This window comes from Flavobacterium omnivorum (genome assembly GCF_900099915.1).
GTDB classification, from domain to species: domain Bacteria; phylum Bacteroidota; class Bacteroidia; order Flavobacteriales; family Flavobacteriaceae; genus Flavobacterium; species Flavobacterium omnivorum.
In genome coordinates, this window is sequence record NZ_FNDB01000011.1 from 57,519 (window position 1) to 78,182 (window position 20,664).

The 20,664-nt window shown below is 34.8% G+C and carries 12 protein-coding genes and 1 pseudogene; 5 read left to right on the plus strand and 8 right to left on the minus strand.

Features of this window, described 5'->3' with window-relative positions; all coding sequences use genetic code 11:
• Positions 1-15: 15 nt before the first annotated feature.
• On the plus strand, positions 16-924 hold the full coding sequence (locus BLS90_RS11335) for an SH3 domain-containing protein (protein ID WP_091257783.1): 909 nt from the start codon (positions 16-18) through the stop codon (positions 922-924).
• 85 nt (positions 925-1,009) lie between these two features.
• Here BLS90_RS11335 and BLS90_RS11340 read toward each other — a convergent pair whose 3' ends face one another.
• The 4 genes from BLS90_RS11340 to thrA all read right to left on the minus strand — a co-directional run bounded on the left by BLS90_RS11340 (position 1,010) and on the right by thrA (position 8,076).
• Positions 1,010-2,434 (minus strand): hypothetical protein, encoded by a 1,425-nt coding sequence (locus BLS90_RS11340; RefSeq protein WP_091257785.1) that lies wholly within the window; start codon positions 2,432-2,434, stop codon positions 1,010-1,012.
• A 765-nt stretch (positions 2,435-3,199) separates the two neighbouring features.
• Positions 3,200-4,492: a threonine synthase gene (gene thrC / locus BLS90_RS11345; RefSeq protein ID WP_091257787.1), complete on the minus strand. Its 1,293-nt coding sequence runs from the start codon at positions 4,490-4,492 to the stop codon at positions 3,200-3,202.
• Between the two features lie 125 nt (positions 4,493-4,617).
• The gene (locus tag BLS90_RS11350; RefSeq protein WP_091257788.1) at positions 4,618-5,544 is read right to left on the minus strand and encodes a homoserine kinase; all 927 of its coding nucleotides are present in this window, start codon (positions 5,542-5,544) and stop codon (positions 4,618-4,620) included.
• 84 nt (positions 5,545-5,628) lie between these two features.
• The gene (gene thrA / locus BLS90_RS11355) at positions 5,629-8,076 is read right to left on the minus strand and encodes a bifunctional aspartate kinase/homoserine dehydrogenase I (protein WP_091257790.1); all 2,448 of its coding nucleotides are present in this window, start codon (positions 8,074-8,076) and stop codon (positions 5,629-5,631) included.
• A gap of 722 nt (positions 8,077-8,798) precedes the next feature.
• Between thrA and hutH the strand changes: the two genes are divergently transcribed.
• From hutH to BLS90_RS11370, 3 genes are read left to right on the plus strand one after another with little or no spacing between them, the layout of a single operon-like run.
• Positions 8,799-10,313: a histidine ammonia-lyase gene (hutH, locus tag BLS90_RS11360; RefSeq protein ID WP_091257792.1), complete on the plus strand. Its 1,515-nt coding sequence runs from the start codon at positions 8,799-8,801 to the stop codon at positions 10,311-10,313.
• Positions 10,314-10,362: 49 nt separating this feature from the next.
• On the plus strand, positions 10,363-11,007 hold the full coding sequence (locus tag BLS90_RS11365; RefSeq protein WP_091257793.1) for a DUF47 domain-containing protein: 645 nt from the start codon (positions 10,363-10,365) through the stop codon (positions 11,005-11,007).
• Between the two features lie 30 nt (positions 11,008-11,037).
• Positions 11,038-12,321, plus strand: coding sequence for an inorganic phosphate transporter (locus BLS90_RS11370; RefSeq protein ID WP_091257795.1), 1,284 nt, complete (start codon positions 11,038-11,040; stop codon positions 12,319-12,321).
• Between the two features lie 105 nt (positions 12,322-12,426).
• Here the strand turns inward: BLS90_RS11370 and BLS90_RS11375 are convergent, their stop codons facing one another.
• The 4 genes and pseudogenes from BLS90_RS11375 to BLS90_RS11390 form a co-directional block, all read right to left on the minus strand.
• Positions 12,427-12,819, minus strand: coding sequence for an OsmC family protein (locus BLS90_RS11375; RefSeq protein WP_091257797.1), 393 nt, complete (start codon positions 12,817-12,819; stop codon positions 12,427-12,429).
• A 278-nt stretch (positions 12,820-13,097) separates the two neighbouring features.
• A pseudogene (locus tag BLS90_RS11380) lies at positions 13,098-13,604 on the minus strand (DUF421 domain-containing protein).
• Positions 13,605-13,684: 80 nt separating this feature from the next.
• Positions 13,685-15,067 carry a 30S ribosomal protein S6--L-glutamate ligase gene (rimK, locus tag BLS90_RS11385; protein WP_073353444.1) on the minus strand — a complete coding sequence of 461 codons (1,383 nt, stop codon included), beginning with the start codon at positions 15,065-15,067 and terminating at the stop codon, positions 13,685-13,687.
• 137 nt (positions 15,068-15,204) lie between these two features.
• Positions 15,205-17,751 carry an ATP-dependent Clp protease ATP-binding subunit gene (locus BLS90_RS11390; RefSeq protein ID WP_091257799.1) on the minus strand — a complete coding sequence of 849 codons (2,547 nt, stop codon included), beginning with the start codon at positions 17,749-17,751 and terminating at the stop codon, positions 15,205-15,207.
• 256 nt (positions 17,752-18,007) lie between these two features.
• On the opposite strand from BLS90_RS11390, the gene gyrA reads away from it, so the two are divergent.
• Entirely contained in the window at positions 18,008-20,632 is a 2,625-nt protein-coding gene (gene gyrA, locus BLS90_RS11395) for a DNA gyrase subunit A (RefSeq protein ID WP_091257801.1), read from the plus strand.
• The last annotated feature ends 32 nt before the right edge of the window (positions 20,633-20,664 follow it).

Sequence of the window (20,664 nt, forward strand, 5' to 3'; positions counted from 1 at the left end):
ATAAATTAGATTAATATGAAATATAGAGTAGCAACTTCGTCTTTAAATCTCAGGGATTTTCCGTCGGCGAATGATAATTCTAAAATTTTAACAAAAATCCCTTTTAGACATACTGTTAAATTAATTGAGAAAACGACCTCAGATTGGTGGAAAGTAAAGCTTTTGAATACTGATAAAGAAGGTTTTGTGTTTTCGCAAGATATTGAACATGTAGATGAGACGACTGATGAAATTGCAGATATCGAAGTGCCTAATTTTGAACCAGGTTCTAAAGGAAGTCTGGACAATAAATTAGAAACCTACAAGCCGCTTGGTGATCCAGCTATTCCTTTCAGAGATTTAACTAGTGTTGCGTCCAAGCTATCTTCCATTCGAAATATAATAGACACGCTTAATGTTTCAAAAAGTTTTAGATATGAAAAAGATGATTCTGATACCTACTGTAATATCTACACCTTTGATTATTGCTTTTTTGCCAAAGTGTACATCCCTAGACTTAGATGGACAGATAAAGCAATAGAAGCACTTGAAAATGGAAACGAAGTACCCTTAGTTTTTGGAGAAACAGTGAGGCCTTTTTATTCTAATTATATTTATGATTGGTTTTTGCAATCGGCTAGCGCCTTTGGCTGGGAAAGCGTCAGTGATGTTGATGCGCTACAAAAGAAAGTCAATGCTAATGGAGGTGTAGGTGTCATTTGTGCTAAACGATTCATATTACATAAGTCAGGGCACGTTGTAGTGGTCGTTCCAGAAACTGAAAATGAAAAGGCATTTCGGTTAGATGGCAAAGTCATTTATCCGTTGCAATCACAAGCGGGAATGGATAATTACAATTATTTTTCAGAAATTAGAAAGGATTGGTGGGATAGCAAAGATCCTGAAAAAGGATACTCATCTGCTATCTTTTACTATCATGATTAAATAGTAAATGCATTTTAAATAAAAAAGACTTCTGTACGCTAGTGGTATCGAAGTCTTTTCTGTCATATTTAATTCCTAATAAACTTTATACTGCTACGGCAATTTTAGTGATTAGCAAGGAACTACAAAAACCATTTTCATAATATCTATCATGTAAACTAGCATATATTTGACTATAGATTGCGATAGGGTCATTCGATTCTATTGTTATAGACAAGATGTTTTCTAAAAGGGAAATAAGGTTTGCTGGGACTGCCGTTTCTTTTCCATGAACAATAGATTCATAGACAAAGTTATTCCATTCTAAATCGCAAATTGGATTTTCGATTTCGTTTAATATGGCATGATCCATAATGAAAATCAGAAAATTTAAAACTTCCTTTAGGTGTTTTTCATTAAAATAATCAAATATTCGAAACTCAATACCGTGATTTTTGTGTTTGTGAAAATTTACATCAAGTCCAATTTTATCGATTTTCTCATAATCTGATATTTCAGAATAGCGATTCACCCACCACAACGGATTATCGTGCATTGGATGCGCATTGAAATCCATTTGGACTATTTTCCCCGTTTTCATAACATTAGTGTCATATGTTCCAATCCCTATGTACCTAGACATAGCGCATCGTTGTGATGCCTTGGTTAAGTTAACGCTACTGTCATTATGGGATAAAAAGTCAGAGGATCCAAATTTGATCATAAACAATGGACTCAACCATTGGAATAACCGAATCGTGCGCTGGTGTTTTTTGATGAAATCTACTTTGTCTTTAATTTCACCTTCCTTATTTAATTCTGTTGGAATCGTTAAATTAAAATGATAGGTCATGTTATTGAAAACAGAATAATTTTCATTATTGGAAACAAATATGGCAAAAGGATGATTTTCCGAGCAGATTTTTATGTTGCCAAATTGCGAAAATATATTTTCTTTCAGCAATAGTTGTTGCAAGTTTACTGTAAATTCTTGCTTTATGTTTGCTAGTTCAGCAATGACAGTATCGATATCTTTTTTATAAAAATCCTGCGTCACAAATTCAATAGTGTCACCATCAAAAATAAATTTTTTTTGATGTTCGTCTATAAAATAGGTATTGTGTTTTTGTAATATTTCAAAAATACTTTCCCCAAGGTATTCTGGGTTCGGTTCATTGTCTATGGGATCTAAAACTTTATGTTGATTGTTTACATCTGTTTTTGTAAACGAATGGGAGTTCATTAACACAGGGATTGCATACTCTTTGTCTGTTAGTATTTTAAGTAGCGAATTTTCGAATACGTTTTCTTTATAATTTTTAAAATGGTTGACGCTGTATTTTTCACGTATGCCATTTGTTAATAAGAAATTTTTGTCAACGATACGTTGATTATCAAATTCTAAATAACATTCATTTTCGATGCCTACTCCCCAGTAAAAATCATTGGATTGATACTGGTTCCTATATTCTTTATGCTTATCTAATACCTCAATTTCAAAACTAACTTCATTCATGTTTTGATCTGTCATAAACTTCTTCGTGTTTTTTAAAAATTTGTTAATATAGGGTAACTAATTTGTGCGGTAGTGATGCTTGAGGTAATGCATAAATCCGAAGATTTTTGTTTCTAACAAGAGCAAACCAGTATTGAATAGCTGCCAATTTTGCTTTATGAAAACTAAGCTTTTTATTACCAGGTTGAAACCTAAATTTAGATGCTCAATTTGATTGCAAAATTAGATAAAATTAATGGCATTATCAATAGGTCTATTTAATTTATTTTTCTTGTAAATTTAGTATTTTGGATCTGTTCTAAATTTTTAATTTATAGCGGTTTAGCACGTTCATTTTTAGGTAAAATGGGCGCTGAAGTTATTTGTTGAAATCGTTTTATCTCAATTAATTTTCGGCAGTTGTACCATCATTGTTTTGAAAGAAAAACAGTAAAGAAATAGGCAACCATTCAGCAGTTGCATCAGGAGTACCATTTTTTCGGTTTTTCAAGACCAGTTGTCCCGCAATTCGCTATATCTTTTGTGCCGAAAATTCGGCACAAAAGGATGCCGCTACTGTCGGGTCTAAATAACATTTCTTGTTTGTCAGCAGATTCCTAGCCTAAAAATTTAATAGGCCAAAATAAGTTTTTAAAATAAATTTAAGGGATAAGTAAATAGAAATAAATTTACTACTGGATTACGAGCAGTAGCATTAATTCTTAAATCAATTTATTATTTTAAAAGAGATCAGCAGAGTGAAATGTATAGCTGGTTTCATAAGAAGGAATCAAGATTGCATTATGATTCTAAAAATGCTTTCAAATCCTCATACGTGCTAACTTTTGTGCTGACTTTTTCTTTATGCATCACACTTTCAATTTGTGCAGGAATGGGTAGTTTTACCTTTAAAATAGGTTCAACCACATCAAAAAATTTAATTGGATGAGCAGTTTCTAAAAAAATTCCAATCGCATTGGGGTAGTTTTTCATTTCCTTCTTTAGCCCTAAATAGCCCACGGCTCCGTGCGGTTCAGCTATATAACTATCGATTTCGAAAATAGCTTTCATTGCTATTTTGGTTTCTTCATCAGTAAACGTATAAGATGAAAAATCATTTTTAAATTGCTCTAAATCATTTTGATACATTTCTTGAATGCGAATAAAGTTACTTGGATTTCCTACGTCCATCGCGTTAGAAATCGTAGCTATAGAAGGTTTCGGATCGTAAATACCGTTTTCTAAAAACCGTGGAACAGTATCATTTACATTAGTCGAAGCCACAAAATGTACAATTGGTAAGCCCAATTTTTTAGCAATAATCCCTGCGCAAATATTCCCAAAATTACCACTTGGACAAGAAAAAACCAATTCCTTGTTTTGTTTTTTTAATGCTTTGTAAGCAAAGAAAAAATAAAACATTTGTGGCAACCAACGCGCGATATTAATCGAATTTGCCGAAGTCAGGTTTTTGTGTTTCAGACTTTCGTCCAAGAACGCTTTTTTGACCATATCCTGACAATCATCAAAAACGCCATCGACTTCTAACGCTTTTATATTTTGGCCTAAAGTTGTTAACTGTTTTTCCTGAATGTCGCTTACTTTTCCTGAAGGATATAAAATTACCACCTCGACGCCTGCAACGCCTAAAAAGCCACTGGCAACAGCTCCTCCTGTATCTCCTGATGTCGCCACGAGAACGGTATTTTTACTGTCTTTTTTGTCTTTGTTAAAGTAGGCCAAACAACGAGACATGAATCTCGCACCTACGTCTTTGAAAGCCATTGTTGGTCCATGAAATAATTCAAGCGAATAGATTCCTTTTTCAACTTCTACCAAAGGGAAATCAAAACACAAGGTTTCGTCAATAATTTCTTTGAGAATGGCTGTAGGTATTTCATCGCCCACAAATTGTTGAATCGCATGAAAAGCAATTTCTTCGTTGCTTAAGTTCTCGATGTTGTCGAAAAAATCCTGTGGTAAAGGAGTAATTGTTTTAGGAAAATACAACCCTTTATCAGTTGCTAATCCTTGTATTACGGCTTCTTTAAAAGAAACTTTGGGTGCGTTATGGTTTAAACTGTAATATTTCATTTGTTTAGTAATTGTGGAACCCCACCCCAACCCTCACCAAGGGTAAGGGAGACGAAACTGGATTCAGAATGTGTTGTTGTAATTTTTAAATCAATAATTTATTCCTTGTATTCCCCTTTCGGAGTTTAGGTGGCTATTATTTTCATCCCTTCGTCATTCACTTTTGAAACGTGAATTTCATACGGTAAATTCATTTCATCATAAACAGCGCTCATGGCTTTTGCAATTTTGTCTGCGGTTTCTTTTCCTTTGCTTAAAGCAAAAATAGAAGGACCTGAACCCGAAATTCCAGAACCTAAAGCTCCGTTTTCTAGAGCAGTTTGCTTGATTAAATCGAAACCTGGAATCAATACACTGCGCAACGGTTCTACGATTTCATCATGAAGCGAGCGACCTATTAAATCGTAATCTTGTGTGTATAAACCGGCTATTAGTCCACCTACATTCCCCCATTGCGTAATCGCACTTTTCAAGGAAACGGTTTGCTTCAGCACCGAACGTGCATCTGATGTTTTCAACTCAATTTGAGGATGAACCACTGTAGCATACAATTCCGAAGGGCTTTCTATTTTGATAATATCTAACGGATTTGAGCTTCTCACCAACGTAAATCCACCCAAAAGGGCAGGAGCAACGTTATCGGCATGAGCGTTTCCACTGGCTAATTTTTCGCCTTGCATCGCGAATAAAACCAATTCTTTTCTCGTGAATGGTCTTCCCAGTAATTCGTTAATTCCAAAAACAGCTCCCGCTGAACTTGCAGCACTACTTCCAATTCCACTTCCGGCTTTGATGTGTTTGTAGATTTCGATTTCGAATCCAAATTCGGTTTCTACAGTTTCTAACATTGCCAAAGCAGATACTCCAGCCACATTTTTTTCGGTTTCCAAAGGCAAATCGGCACCCACAATTTTAGTGATGCGAATCCCTTTTGCAGTTGATTTCCGAATAATCATTTCATCGCCAGCAGTTTCTAAACACAATCCAAGAACATCAAATCCACAGGAAAGATTAGCAATCGTGGCGGGGCAAAATATTTTTATTTCGTTCATGTTGTTTTGTTTCAGGTTTAAAGTTTAAAGTTGTTGCTAGTTTTTGAACTTGAAACCTTAAACAAAGAAAACTTTAAACTATTTTTATATGTTTCCAATTCTAATTACATCAGCAAATATTCCAGAAGCTGTTACAGCAGCTCCGGCTCCGGCACCTTTTATCAATAATGGTTGATCTACGTATCGGTCTGTAAAAAATAATACTATATTATCTTTTCCTTCCAAATTATAAAATGGATGATCTTTAGGAATAAAACGCAACCCAACATTTGCTTTTCCATTTTCGAATTGAGCCACATATTTCAAGCGGGATTCTTTGCTCAATGCTTCTTTGTAGATAGCTTCAAAATGAGAAGCGTGCGCTTCTAAAGATTCGAAAAATGCTTCATTTGAAGTGGTATCCAAGCACTCTGCAGGCATAAACGATTCGTTTGTTATTTCGTCAATTTCCATTTTGTAACCACTTTCTCGAATCAAGATTAATATCTTTCTGGCTACATCAATTCCACTCAAATCTATTTTAGGATCTGGCTCTGTAAATCCCTGTACGCCAGCTTCTTTAACGACGTCATGAAAAGTGTTTTTTTCGTCGAAATTATTAAAGATAAAGTTTAGACTTCCTGATAGAACAGCTTGAATTTTATTGACTTTGTCGCCCGAAGCAACTAGATTTTTTACGGTATCAATAATTGGTAATCCCGCTCCCACATTCGTTTCAAAAAGAAAAGGAGCATTGAATTGTCTGGATAGTTTCTTTAGTTTTTTGTAATTGTCGTACTCGGAGGCACAAGCAATTTTGTTGCAGGTTACTACGGCAATATTTCTTTTTAAGAACTGTTCGTAGGTTTTAGATACGCTTTCATTTGCTGTTATATCCACAAAAATACTGTTGCGTAAATTGAGTTGTTTTACATTAGAAATAAACTGTTCTTTATCCGCAGGTTCTCCGGTTTCTAATAAAAATTGCCATTCCTTTAGAGAAATTCCATCTTCATCAAAATACATTTTTCGGGAATTGGACAATGCAATAACGCGCATATTTATTTTCAGACTTTCTTTGAGGAATTTCTTTTGCTGGTGAATTTGCTCGATGAATTTCTCTCCTACATTTCCAACGCCCATTACAAATAGGTTCAATTGTTTCGTGTTTTCTTCAAAAAAGTTTTCGTGTAGCGTATTTAGCGCTTTTTTCACATCTCTTTCATTGATTACAGCCGAAATATTTCTTTCGGAAGCTCCTTGTGCAATCGCTCGAATATTGACATTATTTTTACCTAAAGTGCTAAACATTCTTCCGCTTAACCCTTGATGATTTTTCATATTTTCTCCAACCAATGCAATGATGCAAAGGTTTTTTTCAACAATACACGGTTCTATTTTATTTTGAAAAATTTCTATTTCAAAGGCTTTGTTGATCGCCTCTTGGGCAATAGCAGCATCCGAATTTTGAATTCCGATACAAATTGAGTGCTCTGATGAAGCTTGAGTAATAAAAATTACATTAATATTTTTATGCGATAAAACTTCAAAAAGTCGTTTGGATGAGCCTGTTACTCCAATCATTCCAGAGCCTTCTAGTGTAATTAAAGTAATATTATCAATATGGCTGATTCCTTTTACAGGATTCGTTTGAGCCATTTCTTGACTTGAAATATAAGTTCCTTCTGCTTGAGGTTCAAAGGTGTTTTTAATTAGAATAGGAATATTCTTTGTCAAAACGGGTTGTATTGTTGGCGGATACAAAACTTTGGCACCAAAATGGGACAATTCCATCGCTTCCTGATAGGAGATGAAGGCAATAGGTTGTGCTTGTTTTACAATCTTTGGATTTGCTGTAAACATGCCGTTTACATCCGTCCAGATTTCTAAATCAGTTGCATGCAATGCACCGGCTACAATTGCCGCTGTGTAATCAGATCCACCGCGACCTAATGTAGTATTGATTCCGTCTAATGAGGCTGCAATAAATCCCGGCATCACCACTACCTGATTTTCATTGGAAGTAAAAAAATCAGCAATCAAGTGATTTGATACTTCAAAATTTACGTCTGCTTTCCCAAAATGATTGTTCGTTTTGATTAGTTCTCGGCTGTCCTTATAACTGCTATTTTTTATATTTTGTTTTAATGCTTCAGCTATAATATAGGAAGAAAGCAATTCTCCAAAACTCAAAATCGTATCTGAAGTTCGTGGTGATAATTCACCTAAAAGAAAGCAACCATCCAGTAAGGTTTCAAGATGATTAACAATCCTTTTGATGTGACTCAAAAGACTACTTTGTTCTGGTACTGGGATAAGTTCTTTTAAAGCATCTAAATGTTTTTTCTCAATATCGGTAAGAATCTCTTTAAAACTTTCGTCGCCAGCAGCAGCTTTTTTAGAAGCTAGCTGCAATAAATCAGTCACTTTGCTAAAGGCAGAAACGACCACGATTAATTTTTCGTCTTTTGCTTTGTGGCTAATAATATCTAAAACCAGTTTTATGTTTTGTGCATTGGCAACCGAAGTTCCGCCAAATTTTAATACTTTCATACGAAGTTTATATTTGTTTTTTAATATAAAAAGGTACCGTTATTTGTAAAATTAACTGACTATTGAGTTACGACGATACGAATTTGTGTGTGTTATGTCTTGAAAAATCCAACTGTTTAGTATGCGCCCCATACCTTTTTCTCTTCCGAAAAAAAAGATATAACAATAGGATTATATGTAGTTTGTTTACCCCAATGGGGTAGTTGTTGTAGTAAACGTAACAGCAGTTGCAACCCGAATTTGAGTTGTTATCGAAGCGTGATATGTAGGTCTGTTATTTGTCATTTTGTTATTCCAAAAGTACAATTTTTTATAAAAATCGATGTCTTTAATTGTGTTTTTGCGAATAATTGAAAATTCCAAGGTCTATTTGGCGATACTATATTTTTGGATGTGTAAAATCATTCCTAGCAGAGCTATTCGTATAAATTCCCTGATTTTATAACTCCTAAACTTTGTTTGAATAAATTATATGATGCCGATAAAGTATTCAATTCCGCCTTATTGGGATTGTAAATACTTAAAATTCTATTAGATTTAGGACGTGCTGGAGTATATTAGTAATGATACAATAAAATAGGAATAGTAATTAACGAACTAGTTAGATATAGAGGTGTAAAATTAGTATTTGGTTTTGTTTACCGATACTTTTTAAATTATCATCAATATATGTTGTGTATTTATAAAGATTTAGTCAATTTTACCATTTAAACCGGATCAAAATGGACAATACACATTATATTAGTACTGAATTACTTAGCCTCGAAATATTAAACGAAATTGTTTCGCATTATAAAGCTTTGGCTCTGTCTGATGAAGCAAAAATTAATATTCAAAAATGTAGGGACTATTTAGACAAAAAAATGGCATCCCATTCGGAACCTATTTATGGAATAAATACGGGTTTTGGATCACTTTGTAATGTCAAAATATCTAACGAAAACCTATCCAAACTCCAGGAAAACTTAGTGAAATCGCATGCTTGTGGAACGGGTGAGGAGGTACCATCTCAGATTGTAAAGCTGATGCTATTGCTTAAAATCCAATCATTAAGTTATGGTCACTCTGGAATACAATTGCAAACCGTCGAGCGGTTAATTGAATTTTATAATAATGATATATTACCTGTTATTTACACGCAAGGTTCGCTTGGTGCCTCTGGAGATTTAGCTCCTTTAGCGCATTTGTCACTGCCTTTATTGGGTGAAGGGGATGTGTATTATGAAGGGAAAAGGGTGCATTCCAGCGTCGTTATGAAACATTTTAATTGGGAACCGATTGTGCTACAATCGAAAGAAGGATTGGCTTTGCTAAACGGAACTCAATTTATGAGTGCTTATGGAGCGCATATTTTGATGAAAGTAAGTAAATTTTCATATTTGGCCGATTTGATAGGAACCATTTCCCTAGAAGCTTTTAATGGAAGAATTGAACCTTTTCATGAATTGATCCACTTTATCAGACCGCATAAAGGACAAATCGTAACCGCAAATCGTATAAAAGGTTTTCTAGATGGTAGTGAAATTATCGAACAGTTAAAAATGCACGTTCAAGATCCGTATTCTTTTAGATGCATGCCACAAGTTCACGGTGCTTCAAAAGATGCTTTTGAATATGTAAAAAAAGTTTTCAAAACTGAAATCAATTCGGTGACGGATAATCCTAATATCTTTATTGAAAGCGATCAAATCATATCTGGCGGCAATTTTCATGGACAACCTTTGGCTCTAGCCTTAGATTTTATGGCAATCGCTTTGGCAGAATTGGGTAGTATATCGGAACGTAGAACGTATCAACTGATATCAGGATCTAGAAATCTTCCCGCATTTTTGGTCGACAACCCGGGATTAAATTCGGGTTTAATGATTCCTCAATACACAGCAGCTAGTATTGCAAGTCAAAATAAGCAATTGGCTACTCCAGCGAGTATCGATAGTATTGTTTCTAGTAACGGACAGGAGGATCATGTAAGTATGGGTGCCAATGCAGCAACAAAAGCTTTGCGAGTTTTGGATAATGTGGAGCGGATTTTAGCAATTGAATTAATGAATGCTTCTCAAGCTTTTGAATATAGAAGGCCATTAAAATCTAGTGATTTTATTGAAATGTTTTTAAATGCCTATCGCGAAGAAGTTCCATTAATAAAAGAAGACCGAATTTTACACTACGATATCGAAAAGACGGTTTCATTTTTAAATACTTTTCAAATGGAAAATGATTTGTTAATGTTAGCTTAACATTAGCCGCTAATAATGAAGTAATTTTGCCAAACTAAATTTTAACGTAATGAACATAAATAATTTTTTCCAATTTTTGGTTCCTAAGGACAAAAAGTTTTTTCCACTTTTTGAAGAAGCATCTAGTAATCTAATAGAAATTGCTACAAATTTACACGAAGCGGTTAACCTTCCTTTAAAAGAGCGTGAAGTTCTTTTTCAAAAAATTGATGCCTTAGAACAAAAAGGCGAAGATATAACGCGTCAAACCAGTTTAGAATTAAGTAGAAATTTTATTACTCCTTTTGACAGAGAAGATATCCATTCGTTGATTACATCAATTGACAATGTAGCGGATAATCTTCATGGAGCCGCAAGTAGAATGAGGTTGTATCAAGTAGATAAAATTACAAAATCAATTAGAAAACTAACAGAAATCAATCTTGAGGCATGTCAAAATATTGATGTTGCGGTTAGAGAATTAAGAGATCTGAAAAAAATTAAAATTATCACGGACGCCTGCGTTAGAATCAACAAGTTAGAAAATAAATCAGATAATGTTTATGATAAAGCAGTGCTTGATTTGTTCGAAAATGAAACGGATGCCAAAAACATTATTAAGTATAAAGAAGTACTGTCAGTTTTAGAAACTGCGGCCGATAAATGCAAAAGTGTAGCAAGTGTTTTAGAATCAATTTCTGTAAAACATTCTTAATTCAATCCGTTTTATTCTGAAATTATAATTATGGAATTTACTCTACTGATAGTTATTATTGTGCTGGCTTTAATCTTTGATTACATCAATGGTTTTCATGATGCAGCCAATGCCATAGCAACGGTTGTTGCCACAAAAGTACTGACCCCTTTTCAAGCGGTAGTTTGGGCAGCTTTTTTTAACTTTTTAGCTTATTGGGTTTTTGGCTTTGGTGTAGCTGATACCGTTGCGAAAACAGCCAATACCATGGATATCAACTTGGTGGTTATCCTAGCCGGTGTTATTGCGGCAATTATTTGGAATTTATTTACATGGTGGCAAGGAATTCCATCGAGTTCTTCTCATACTTTAATTGGGGGTTTTGCAGGAGCTGCAATTGCTCATGCTGGGTTTGGAGTTGTTTCTTGGTATAAAGTAGGTAAGGATGGAGGAATGCCTTCTGGGGTTTTAATCATCGTTGCTTTTATCATATTGGCACCATTAATAGGGGCTTTAATATCTTATCTAATATCAATCTGGTTGTTGAATGCTTCTAAAAAAAGTATTTATCCCAAAATTTTCACCGCTTCTTTAATGATTTTGACAATATGGTTTGTAGAAAGTCAAATGATTTACTTTGACGAAATTGCAAAACCTCGATTTGATTCCCATTTTTGGAGTGTCGCTTTTGAAGCACACAATATCAAATGGTTTTTAGTGGCATTTATAGTACTTGCAATAAGCTCTTTTTGTTTGATATTTAGTAGTTTAAATTTAAATCAAGCTTCGTCGTGGTTGAAAAAAATGCAATTACTATCCTCTGCAGCGTTTAGTTTAGGACATGGTGGAAATGATTCACAAAAAGTGATGGGTATTATTGCAGCAGCGGTTGCTGTTTATATCAACACTAGTGGCGTTGCGCAAGCATCATTACCTGCTTGGTTAGATGTAGTTTTGCCCAATGATGAAGGTACATTTAGAATGCCCGCTTGGATTCCATTAGCTTGTTATTCTGCAATTGCAGCAGGAACTTTAAGCGGTGGTTGGAAAATTGTAAAAACGATGGGTTCTAAAATAACTAAAGTTACTTCTTTTGAAGGTGTTGCAGCAGAAACTGCTGGAGCATTGACATTGTATTTTACAGAGCATTTTAAAGTTCCTGTAAGTACAACACATACAATCACAGGATCAATCATTGGAGTGGGACTTACTAAAAGAGTCTCTGCGGTGCGTTGGGGTATGACGGTAAGTTTGCTGTGGGCTTGGGTTTTAACGATCCCTATATCAGCTATTTTAGCAGCTATCATCTATTATATTTTCAGTATTTTTATCTAATATAGAGTCAAATTAATATAAAAAAAACCATTCGGAGTTCCCGAATGGTTTTTTTATGCTAAAATTGTTTTTTTAATTTTGGTAAAGATTTAATTTATGTCCTTTCTATTTTAAGATGGTGCTTATTGCTATGGTATTACTCAAAATTTTATGTATCGGACATTTATTAGCAATGTTTAATAATCGTGCAATTTGGTCATTATCTAGATCGCCAAACAGTTGAATATCCCGTATTACTTTTGTTTTGTTTTCTATTGGGTCAGTATCAAGAGTAACTTCAACTTTGACATCAGTTAATTTCCATCCTTTTCGATTGGCATACATGCGTAAAGTGATGCATGTGCAGGCAGCTAAAGAAGAAGCGAGCAATTCATTTGGCGCAAAGCCTAAATCCATTCCATCAGCACTTTCAGGTTCATCGGAGATCATCGTATGCGTAGCCGAATTTATTTCTGTTTTGTAGAGATCAGCACCAATGTGCGCCGTTACTTTATCCATGATTTTTATTGTTTATTAAATTAACGATGGAAACTTTGAGCGTAATTGTATTAAAAAGAGTATTCTTTTATCTTTAGTAGAAGATTGCTTGAGTACACTAACAAAATAGTTTTGGAACAACTTAAATCTTAGGAGGATTATTTTCTAATATCAAGAATAGTTTTTAATAATTTTTTTTATAAAATTACCTTCGCTTTGTAATGGAACTAATTTACAACTTTAACAGTGCAGAATTAAATTCAATAGGAAGGTTTCTACAGTATTGGTTTATTAACTATTCAGCTTAAACTTTTGTGAATGTGTTTTCGCTTATGATACGTTTGTTTCAGATCTTGATTTCCGGAAATGATACTTATATTACCATCAATTTCTAGCATAGCCAACTTTACATCTTTAAAATATTCGATTCCATGTTCGCGCATGGCTTATTTTAATTCATCAGAAGTAATGTTTAATTTGCTTAAAGATTTAAAATCCAAATGGCCATCATGTATTAGAATTTCTGGCTTTTCTTGCATGAAATCGCTGAATTTTGGGAATTTATACATTAATTTTTTTAAAGTAAAATTAATGCTAAATAGAATGGAAGCTGCGGCTAAACCGCCTAATAAACTAGTATCGTTTCCAACCATTGCATTTTGGACGGAGTTGCTGATTAGCAAGATTAATATAACGTCGGCAGTATTGAGCTGTGATAATTCTTTCTTGCCAAAAAGTCTCAATGCAATAACCATAAAAAAATAAACGGTACTACTTCTAAGAATTATAGCAAGATACTCGTTCATTTTTTTTAGGTTTTGTGTATTTGTTCCAGTTGCTTTTGATGCTTAAATAGTTTTTAAGCAGTACCATGCGGAATTTTCTGTTATTTAAGATCTACTTTTTGCTTGAAATTTTTTTCAATAGCCTTGATCATTTCTCCAGCAATATCTTTGTTTGTCGCTCCTTCGATTCCTTCTAGTCCTGGTGACGAATTTACTTCTAATAATAATGGTCCTTTTGCGGAACGAATAATATCTACACCTGCTACTTTCAAGTCCATCGCTTTTGTTGCTTTGATGGCAATCCGTTTTTCTTCTGCGGTTACTTTTATTACGGATGCAGTTCCTCCTAAATGAATGTTAGCTCTGAACTCACCCGGCATCGCTTCCCGTTGAATGGCGGCTACCACTTTTCCATCTATTACAAAACAGCGAATGTCTTTTCCGTTCGCTTCCTTGATGAATTCCTGAACTAATATATTAGCATTTAGACTTTTGAAGGCGTTAATAACACTTTCTGCAGCTTTTTTTGTTTCGGCAAGAACTACTCCTTTACCTTGTGTTCCCTCCAGTAATTTTACAATTAAAGGAGAACCGCCTACCATTTTTATCAAATCATCAGTATCCAAAGGGGAATTAGCAAAACCAGTCGTTGGGATTTCTACTCCGTGGTTTAGCAATAATTGTAATGAATACAATTTATCTCGTGACTGTGTAATAGCGTTCGACGAATTCAAGCAATATACCTTTAAAGCCTCAAATTGTCGGGTTAGTGCGCAACCATAAAATGTTATACTGGGTCTGATTCTGGGAATAATGGCGTCAAATTGATTTAATATTTTACCGCCACGGTAATGAATTTCTGGTGTTTTTGCATCCAGTTTCATATAGCATTCTTTAATATTCAGAAAGTGCATTTCGTGTCCACGCATTTCACCAGCTTCCATAATACGCTTGTTGCTGTACAATTCAGGATTACTGGCTAAAAGTCCGATGCGCAAACCAGAGCTTGCTTTTTCAGAGTTTTTATAAAGTTCTTTAAGGCTGTCTGATGTAGGTTGACCCAATAGGTATTTTTGTTCTGGATCAACTAAAACTCTTCCACTCATGGCTTCCCGCCCTAGAAGCATTCTGAATCCCATGGAATCTCGATTGGTCAGCGTCATTTCGATAGGCCATTGTGAGGTTCCAATCTGTAGATTAGTCTGTATAACATAACGTTGCTCCCGAAAACCACTAGAACTTTTTACAATTCGTTTGTCAATTAATGGTGCTTCACAATGAATGACTGTTTTTAGATTATTTTGTATGGGATTGATGTCAAATTTTACCCAATTACTTTCATTTTTAATAAACGGAGCAATGTTTATAGCATGTAATGCTGATGTTTTTGCACCTGAATCCACACGAGCTTTTATAGTGGGAATTCCTAATTCTGGAAAAGAGCACCACTCTTCACTCCCTAAAATAACTTTATTATCTGACATAAATTAATTTTATTTGACCTATTTTATATAATCCAAATGTAAATATTTGTTTTCAAAAAACGGGTATTTACCATAAATAATAAACCCGTTAGGTTATATAAACGTAACGGGTTTAAAGGAATTGTTTTTAACTAAAGTTATAGATTAGTTGGTTCGCCAGCTTTGTGAACTTGTACGGTTAGTTCTTGTGCTCCTTCTTCAATATCCATAAAAATTTCATCTCCGGAACCAATTTTTGAAGTAATAATCTCTTCAGCAAGGGCGTCTTCTACATATTTTTGAATGGCTCTTTTTAATGGTCTGGCACCAAATTGTCTATCGAAACCTTTGTCGGCGATAAACGCTTTGGCTTTATCAGATAGATTTAATTGATATCCTAGTTCGGCTACGCGAGCATATAATTTTTTCAATTCAATTTCGATAATCAAATCAATATCATGTTTTTCCAAAGCATTAAATACGATTACATCATCAATTCTATTTAGGAATTCGGGTGCAAAAGTTTTTTTCAATGCGTTCTCAATGATACTTTTTGAATTGTCATCAGCCTGAGCTACTTTTGCAGCAGTTCCAAAACCAACACCTTGACCAAAATCTTTCAATTGTCTGGCTCCAACATTCGAAGTCATAATAATTATAGTATTTTTGAAATCAATTTTTCGGCCTAAACTATCTGTTAAATAACCATCATCCAGTACTTGTAGTAACATGTTAAACACATCAGGATGCGCTTTTTCTATCTCATCCAATAGTACTACACAATAAGGTTTTCTGCGAACTTTCTCTGTTAATTGTCCACCTTCCTCATATCCTACGTATCCCGGAGGCGCTCCAACTAAACGAGAGATTGCAAATTTTTCCATGTATTCACTCATGTCAATACGGATCAACGCATCTTCAGAATCGAATAATTCTTTGGCGAGTACTTTGGCTAATTGCGTTTTACCAACACCGGTTTGTCCCAAGAAAATAAATGAACCAATTGGTCGATTCGGATCTTTTAATCCCGCACGATTTCTTTGAATGGAGCGAGCAATTTTCATTACAGCTTCTCTTTGTCCAATTACTTTTCCTTCAATAAGTTCTGGTAATTTGGCAAGTTTGTTGCTTTCTGTTTGAGCAATGCGGTTAACGGGAATACCACTCATCATAGATACTACATCGGCAACATTGTCTTCGGTAACTTCAATTCGGTTATTTTTGGCATCTTCTTCCCATTGTTCTTGAGCAATTGCTAAGTCTTTTTCAATGCGTTTTTCATCATCTCGAAGTTTGGCAGCCTCTTCGTATTTTTGTTTTTTGACTACAACATTTTTCAATTCTCTTACCTCTTCTAATTGACTTTCCAGATCTAAAATTTGTTTAGGAACTTCAATATTGGTAATGTGCACTCTAGAACCCGCTTCATCCAAGGCATCAATAGCTTTGTCTGGTAAGAAACGATCTGACATGTACCTGTCTGTTAATTTTACGCACGCTTCTATTGCTTCTTCGGAATAAGTAACATTGTGGTGATCTTCGTATTTGTTTTTAATATTATGCAAAATAGTAATCGTTTCGGTAACAGATGTAGGTTCTACAATTATCTTTTGAAAACGTCGTTCTAAAGCGCCGTCTTTTTCGATATATTGACGGTATTCATCTAATGTTGTTGCACCAATACATTGAATCTCTCCGCGAGCTAATGCAGGTTTGAACATATTGGATGCGTCTAAAGATCCTGTTGCACCACCAGCGCCAACAATAGTGTGAATTTCATCTATAAAAAGAATGATATCGTCATTCTTTTCCAGTTCATTCATTACTGCTTTCATTCGTTCTTCAAATTGTCCACGGTATTTAGTTCCAGCTACAAGACTAGCGAGATCTAACGTAACGACACGTTTATTGAATAAAGTACGAGATACTTTCTTCTGAATAATTCGCAAAGCTAAACCTTCCGCAATGGCTGATTTTCCCACTCCAGGTTCCCCTATAAGTAAAGGATTATTTTTTTTGCGACGGCTCAAAATTTGAGAAACACGTTCAATTTCTTTTTCGCGTCCTACTACAGGATCTAGTTTTCCTTCTTCGGCCATTTCTGTTAAATCTCGGCCAAAATTATCCAAAACCGGAGTTTTAGATTTTTTGTTGGATTTGTTGGCTGGGTTGTTAAAAGTACCTTCTTTTAGACTGTCATCTTGTCCTGAATCGTCATTGTAAGATTCATTTCGTGGCAATTTTTCTATAAATTCTTCTTCGCTTGGAGTCATGTTTAAATATTGTTCTTTAGCTATGTCATAATCAATTTTGAGCTTATTCAATAGCTTGGTTGTTGGATCGTTTTCGTTTCTTAATATGCACAACAATAAGTGTGCGGTGCTGATAGAGCTACTTTGAAATACCTTTGCTTCCAGAAAAGTAGTTTTCAAGGCTCGTTCAGCTTGACGTGTCAAGTGCAGGTTTTTCTTTTCAACGTTTACCTCTACGCCTGGACTTGGTGGGCTTAGGATCTCTACTTTTCTACGTAAATGATCTAAATCAACGTCCAGATTATTCAATATTTGAATAGCTTTTCCGTTTCCGTCTCTTAAAATTCCTAGCATTAAGTGTTCTGTGCCTATAAAATCGTGACCCAGTCGTAAAGCTTCTTCTTTACTGTAGGTTATAACGTCTTTTACTCTTGGTGAAAAATTATCATCCATAATATATATTTGATATCGTAAATTTAGTGAATTAGTGATAGAAAAACAAAAACCATTCCTATAAGTAGTCGTGTCAGCTAAGAGACAAAAATTATACTAATGTAAGAGTTAAATTTCCCTTAAATTATTAACTAAAAGGGCAGTTTATTTTGTTGATAAATCATTGAAATAAGTGTTTTAAAATTGGTTTAAAAATTTCAAAAAAGCGTATATTGGCACGTTTTGAAACTAATATAATTATTTAATATAACAACTTATGTCTGAAGGAGAAAAGTTAATTCCCATTAACATTGAAGATGAAATGAAAACAGCCTACATCGATTATTCGATGTCGGTTATTGTGTCAAGAGCTCTTCCAGATGTTAGAGATGGCTTGAAACCAGTACATCGAAGAGTACTATTTGGAATGCATGATTTGGGTGTTAACTCAAGATCAGCTCATAAAAAGTCTGCAAGAATTGTCGGGGAAGTTTTGGGTAAATATCACCCACATGGTGATACTTCTGTTTATGATGCTATGGTTCGTATGGCTCAAGAATGGAGTATGCGTTATTTGTTGATCGATGGTCAAGGTAATTTTGGATCTGTAGATGGAGATAGTCCTGCAGCAATGCGTTATACTGAAGCAAGAATGCGTAAGATTTCTGAGGAGATTTTAGCTGACATTGACAAAGAAACGGTTGATTTTAAATTAAATTTCGATGATACGCTTGAAGAGCCAACGGTGATGCCAACACGTGTTCCTACCTTATTAATAAATGGGGCGACGGGAATTGCAGTTGGTATGGCCACGAATATGCCTCCTCATAACTTAACTGAAGTTATCAACGGTACATTAGCTTTCATGGATAATAATGATATCGAGATTGATGAGTTGATGACGCATATTAAAGCCCCGGATTTTCCTACTGGTGGAATTATATACGGATATGAAGGTGTGCGTGAGGCTTTCAAAACAGGTAGAGGTAGAATTGTAATGCGTGCCAAAGTTGGTTTTGAAGAAGTGGAAGGTCGGGAATGTATTATCGTTACCGAAATTCCTTATCAAGTCAATAAAGCGGATATGATTAAGCGTACAGCTGATTTGGTCAATGATAAAAAGATCGAAGGAATTGCCAACATACGCGATGAATCGGATAGAAATGGGATGCGTATCGTTTATATTTTAAAACGAGATGCCACGCCAAATGTGGTTTTAAACACACTTTACAAGTTTACACAATTACAGTCTTCTTTCAGTGTAAATAATATTGCAATTGTAAAAGGGCGTCCGCAAATGTTGAATCTGAAAGATTTGATTCACTATTTTATCGAGCACCGTCATGATGTGGTGACTCGCAGAACGCAATTTGAATTGAAAAAGGCGGAAGCAAGAGCGCATATATTAGAAGGTCTTATTATCGCGTCTGATAATATTGACGAAGTAATTGCTTTAATAAAAGCATCGAAAAGTACGGAGGAGGCAAGAGAGAAATTAATCGAAAGATTCAATTTGTCAGATATTCAATCTCGTGCAATAGTTGAAATGCGTTTGCGTCAATTGACAGGTCTAGAACAAGATAAGTTAAGAACGGAATACGATGAAATTATGAAGTTAATTGAGCATTTGAAAGCTTTATTAGCAGATGTAAACTTGAGAATTGCTTTAATCAAAGAAGAACTTACTGAAATTAGAGATAAATATGGAGACGCTCGTCGCTCTCAAATTGAATATTCTGGTGGAGACGTGAGTATCGAAGATTTAATAGCTGATGAGAATGTAGTCATTACTATATCTCATGCAGGATATATCAAACGTACAAACCTAACAGAATATAAAACTCAGAATAGAGGAGGAGTAGGGCAAAAAAGTGCTGGAACAAGAGATCAAGATTTCTTAGAGCACATGTTTGTTGCTACAAATCACCAGTATATGATGTTCTTTACTCAAAAAGGAAAATGTTTCTGGATGCGTGTTTATGAAATACCTGAAGGAAGTAAAACCGCTAAAGGTAGAGCAATTCAAAACTTAGTGAACATTGAAAGTGATGACAAAGTGAAAGCTTTTATTTGCACTCAAGATTTAAAAGATAAAGAATATATCAATAGTCATAATTTGATTATGGTGACCAAAAAAGGTCAGGTTAAGAAAACATCTTTAGAGAAATATTCTAAACCTAGAGTAAACGGTGTCGCTGCAATTACTATTAAAGAGGGCGATGAATTATTGGAAGCCAAATTAACGAATGGTGAAAGCCAAATTATATTGGCTGTAAAATCAGGTAAATTAGTTCGCTTTGAAGAAACTAAAACCCGTCCAATGGGAAGAACAGCTTCAGGAGTTCGTGGGATTACACTTAAGGATGATACGGATGAAGTTATTGGCATGGTTACTGTGAACGATATGAGCAGTGAAATATTAGTTGTAGCTGAAAACGGTTACGGTAAACGCTCTAGCCTTGATGAATATAGAATTACGAATCGTGGTGGTAAAGGAGTTAAAACCTTAAATATCACGGAGAAAACAGGAAAGCTAATTTCTATAAATTCAGTTACAGATGCAGATGATTTAATGATCATCAACAAATCTGGATTGACTATCAGAATGGCTGTTGAAGATTTGAGAGTTATGGGTCGTGCTACGCAAGGAGTGAAGTTGATGAACATTAAAGGAAATGATTCAATTGCAGCAGTTACAAAAGTCATGAAGGATGATGTGGCTGAAGTGGTTGTAGATGAGGAAGGCAATGTTGTTGAAACGGAAGCTATTGAAAGAGTTAAGCCAGTATTAGAAGTTCTTGAAGAGGACGGCTCTGAAGAGGATGAAGACGAAGACGACTCTGAAAATGAAGAAGAACTTGATTACGATAGTGACGAGGATGATTCAGATGATGAAGCATAAATTAAAATAGAAAAGTAAGAATAAGTATTAAA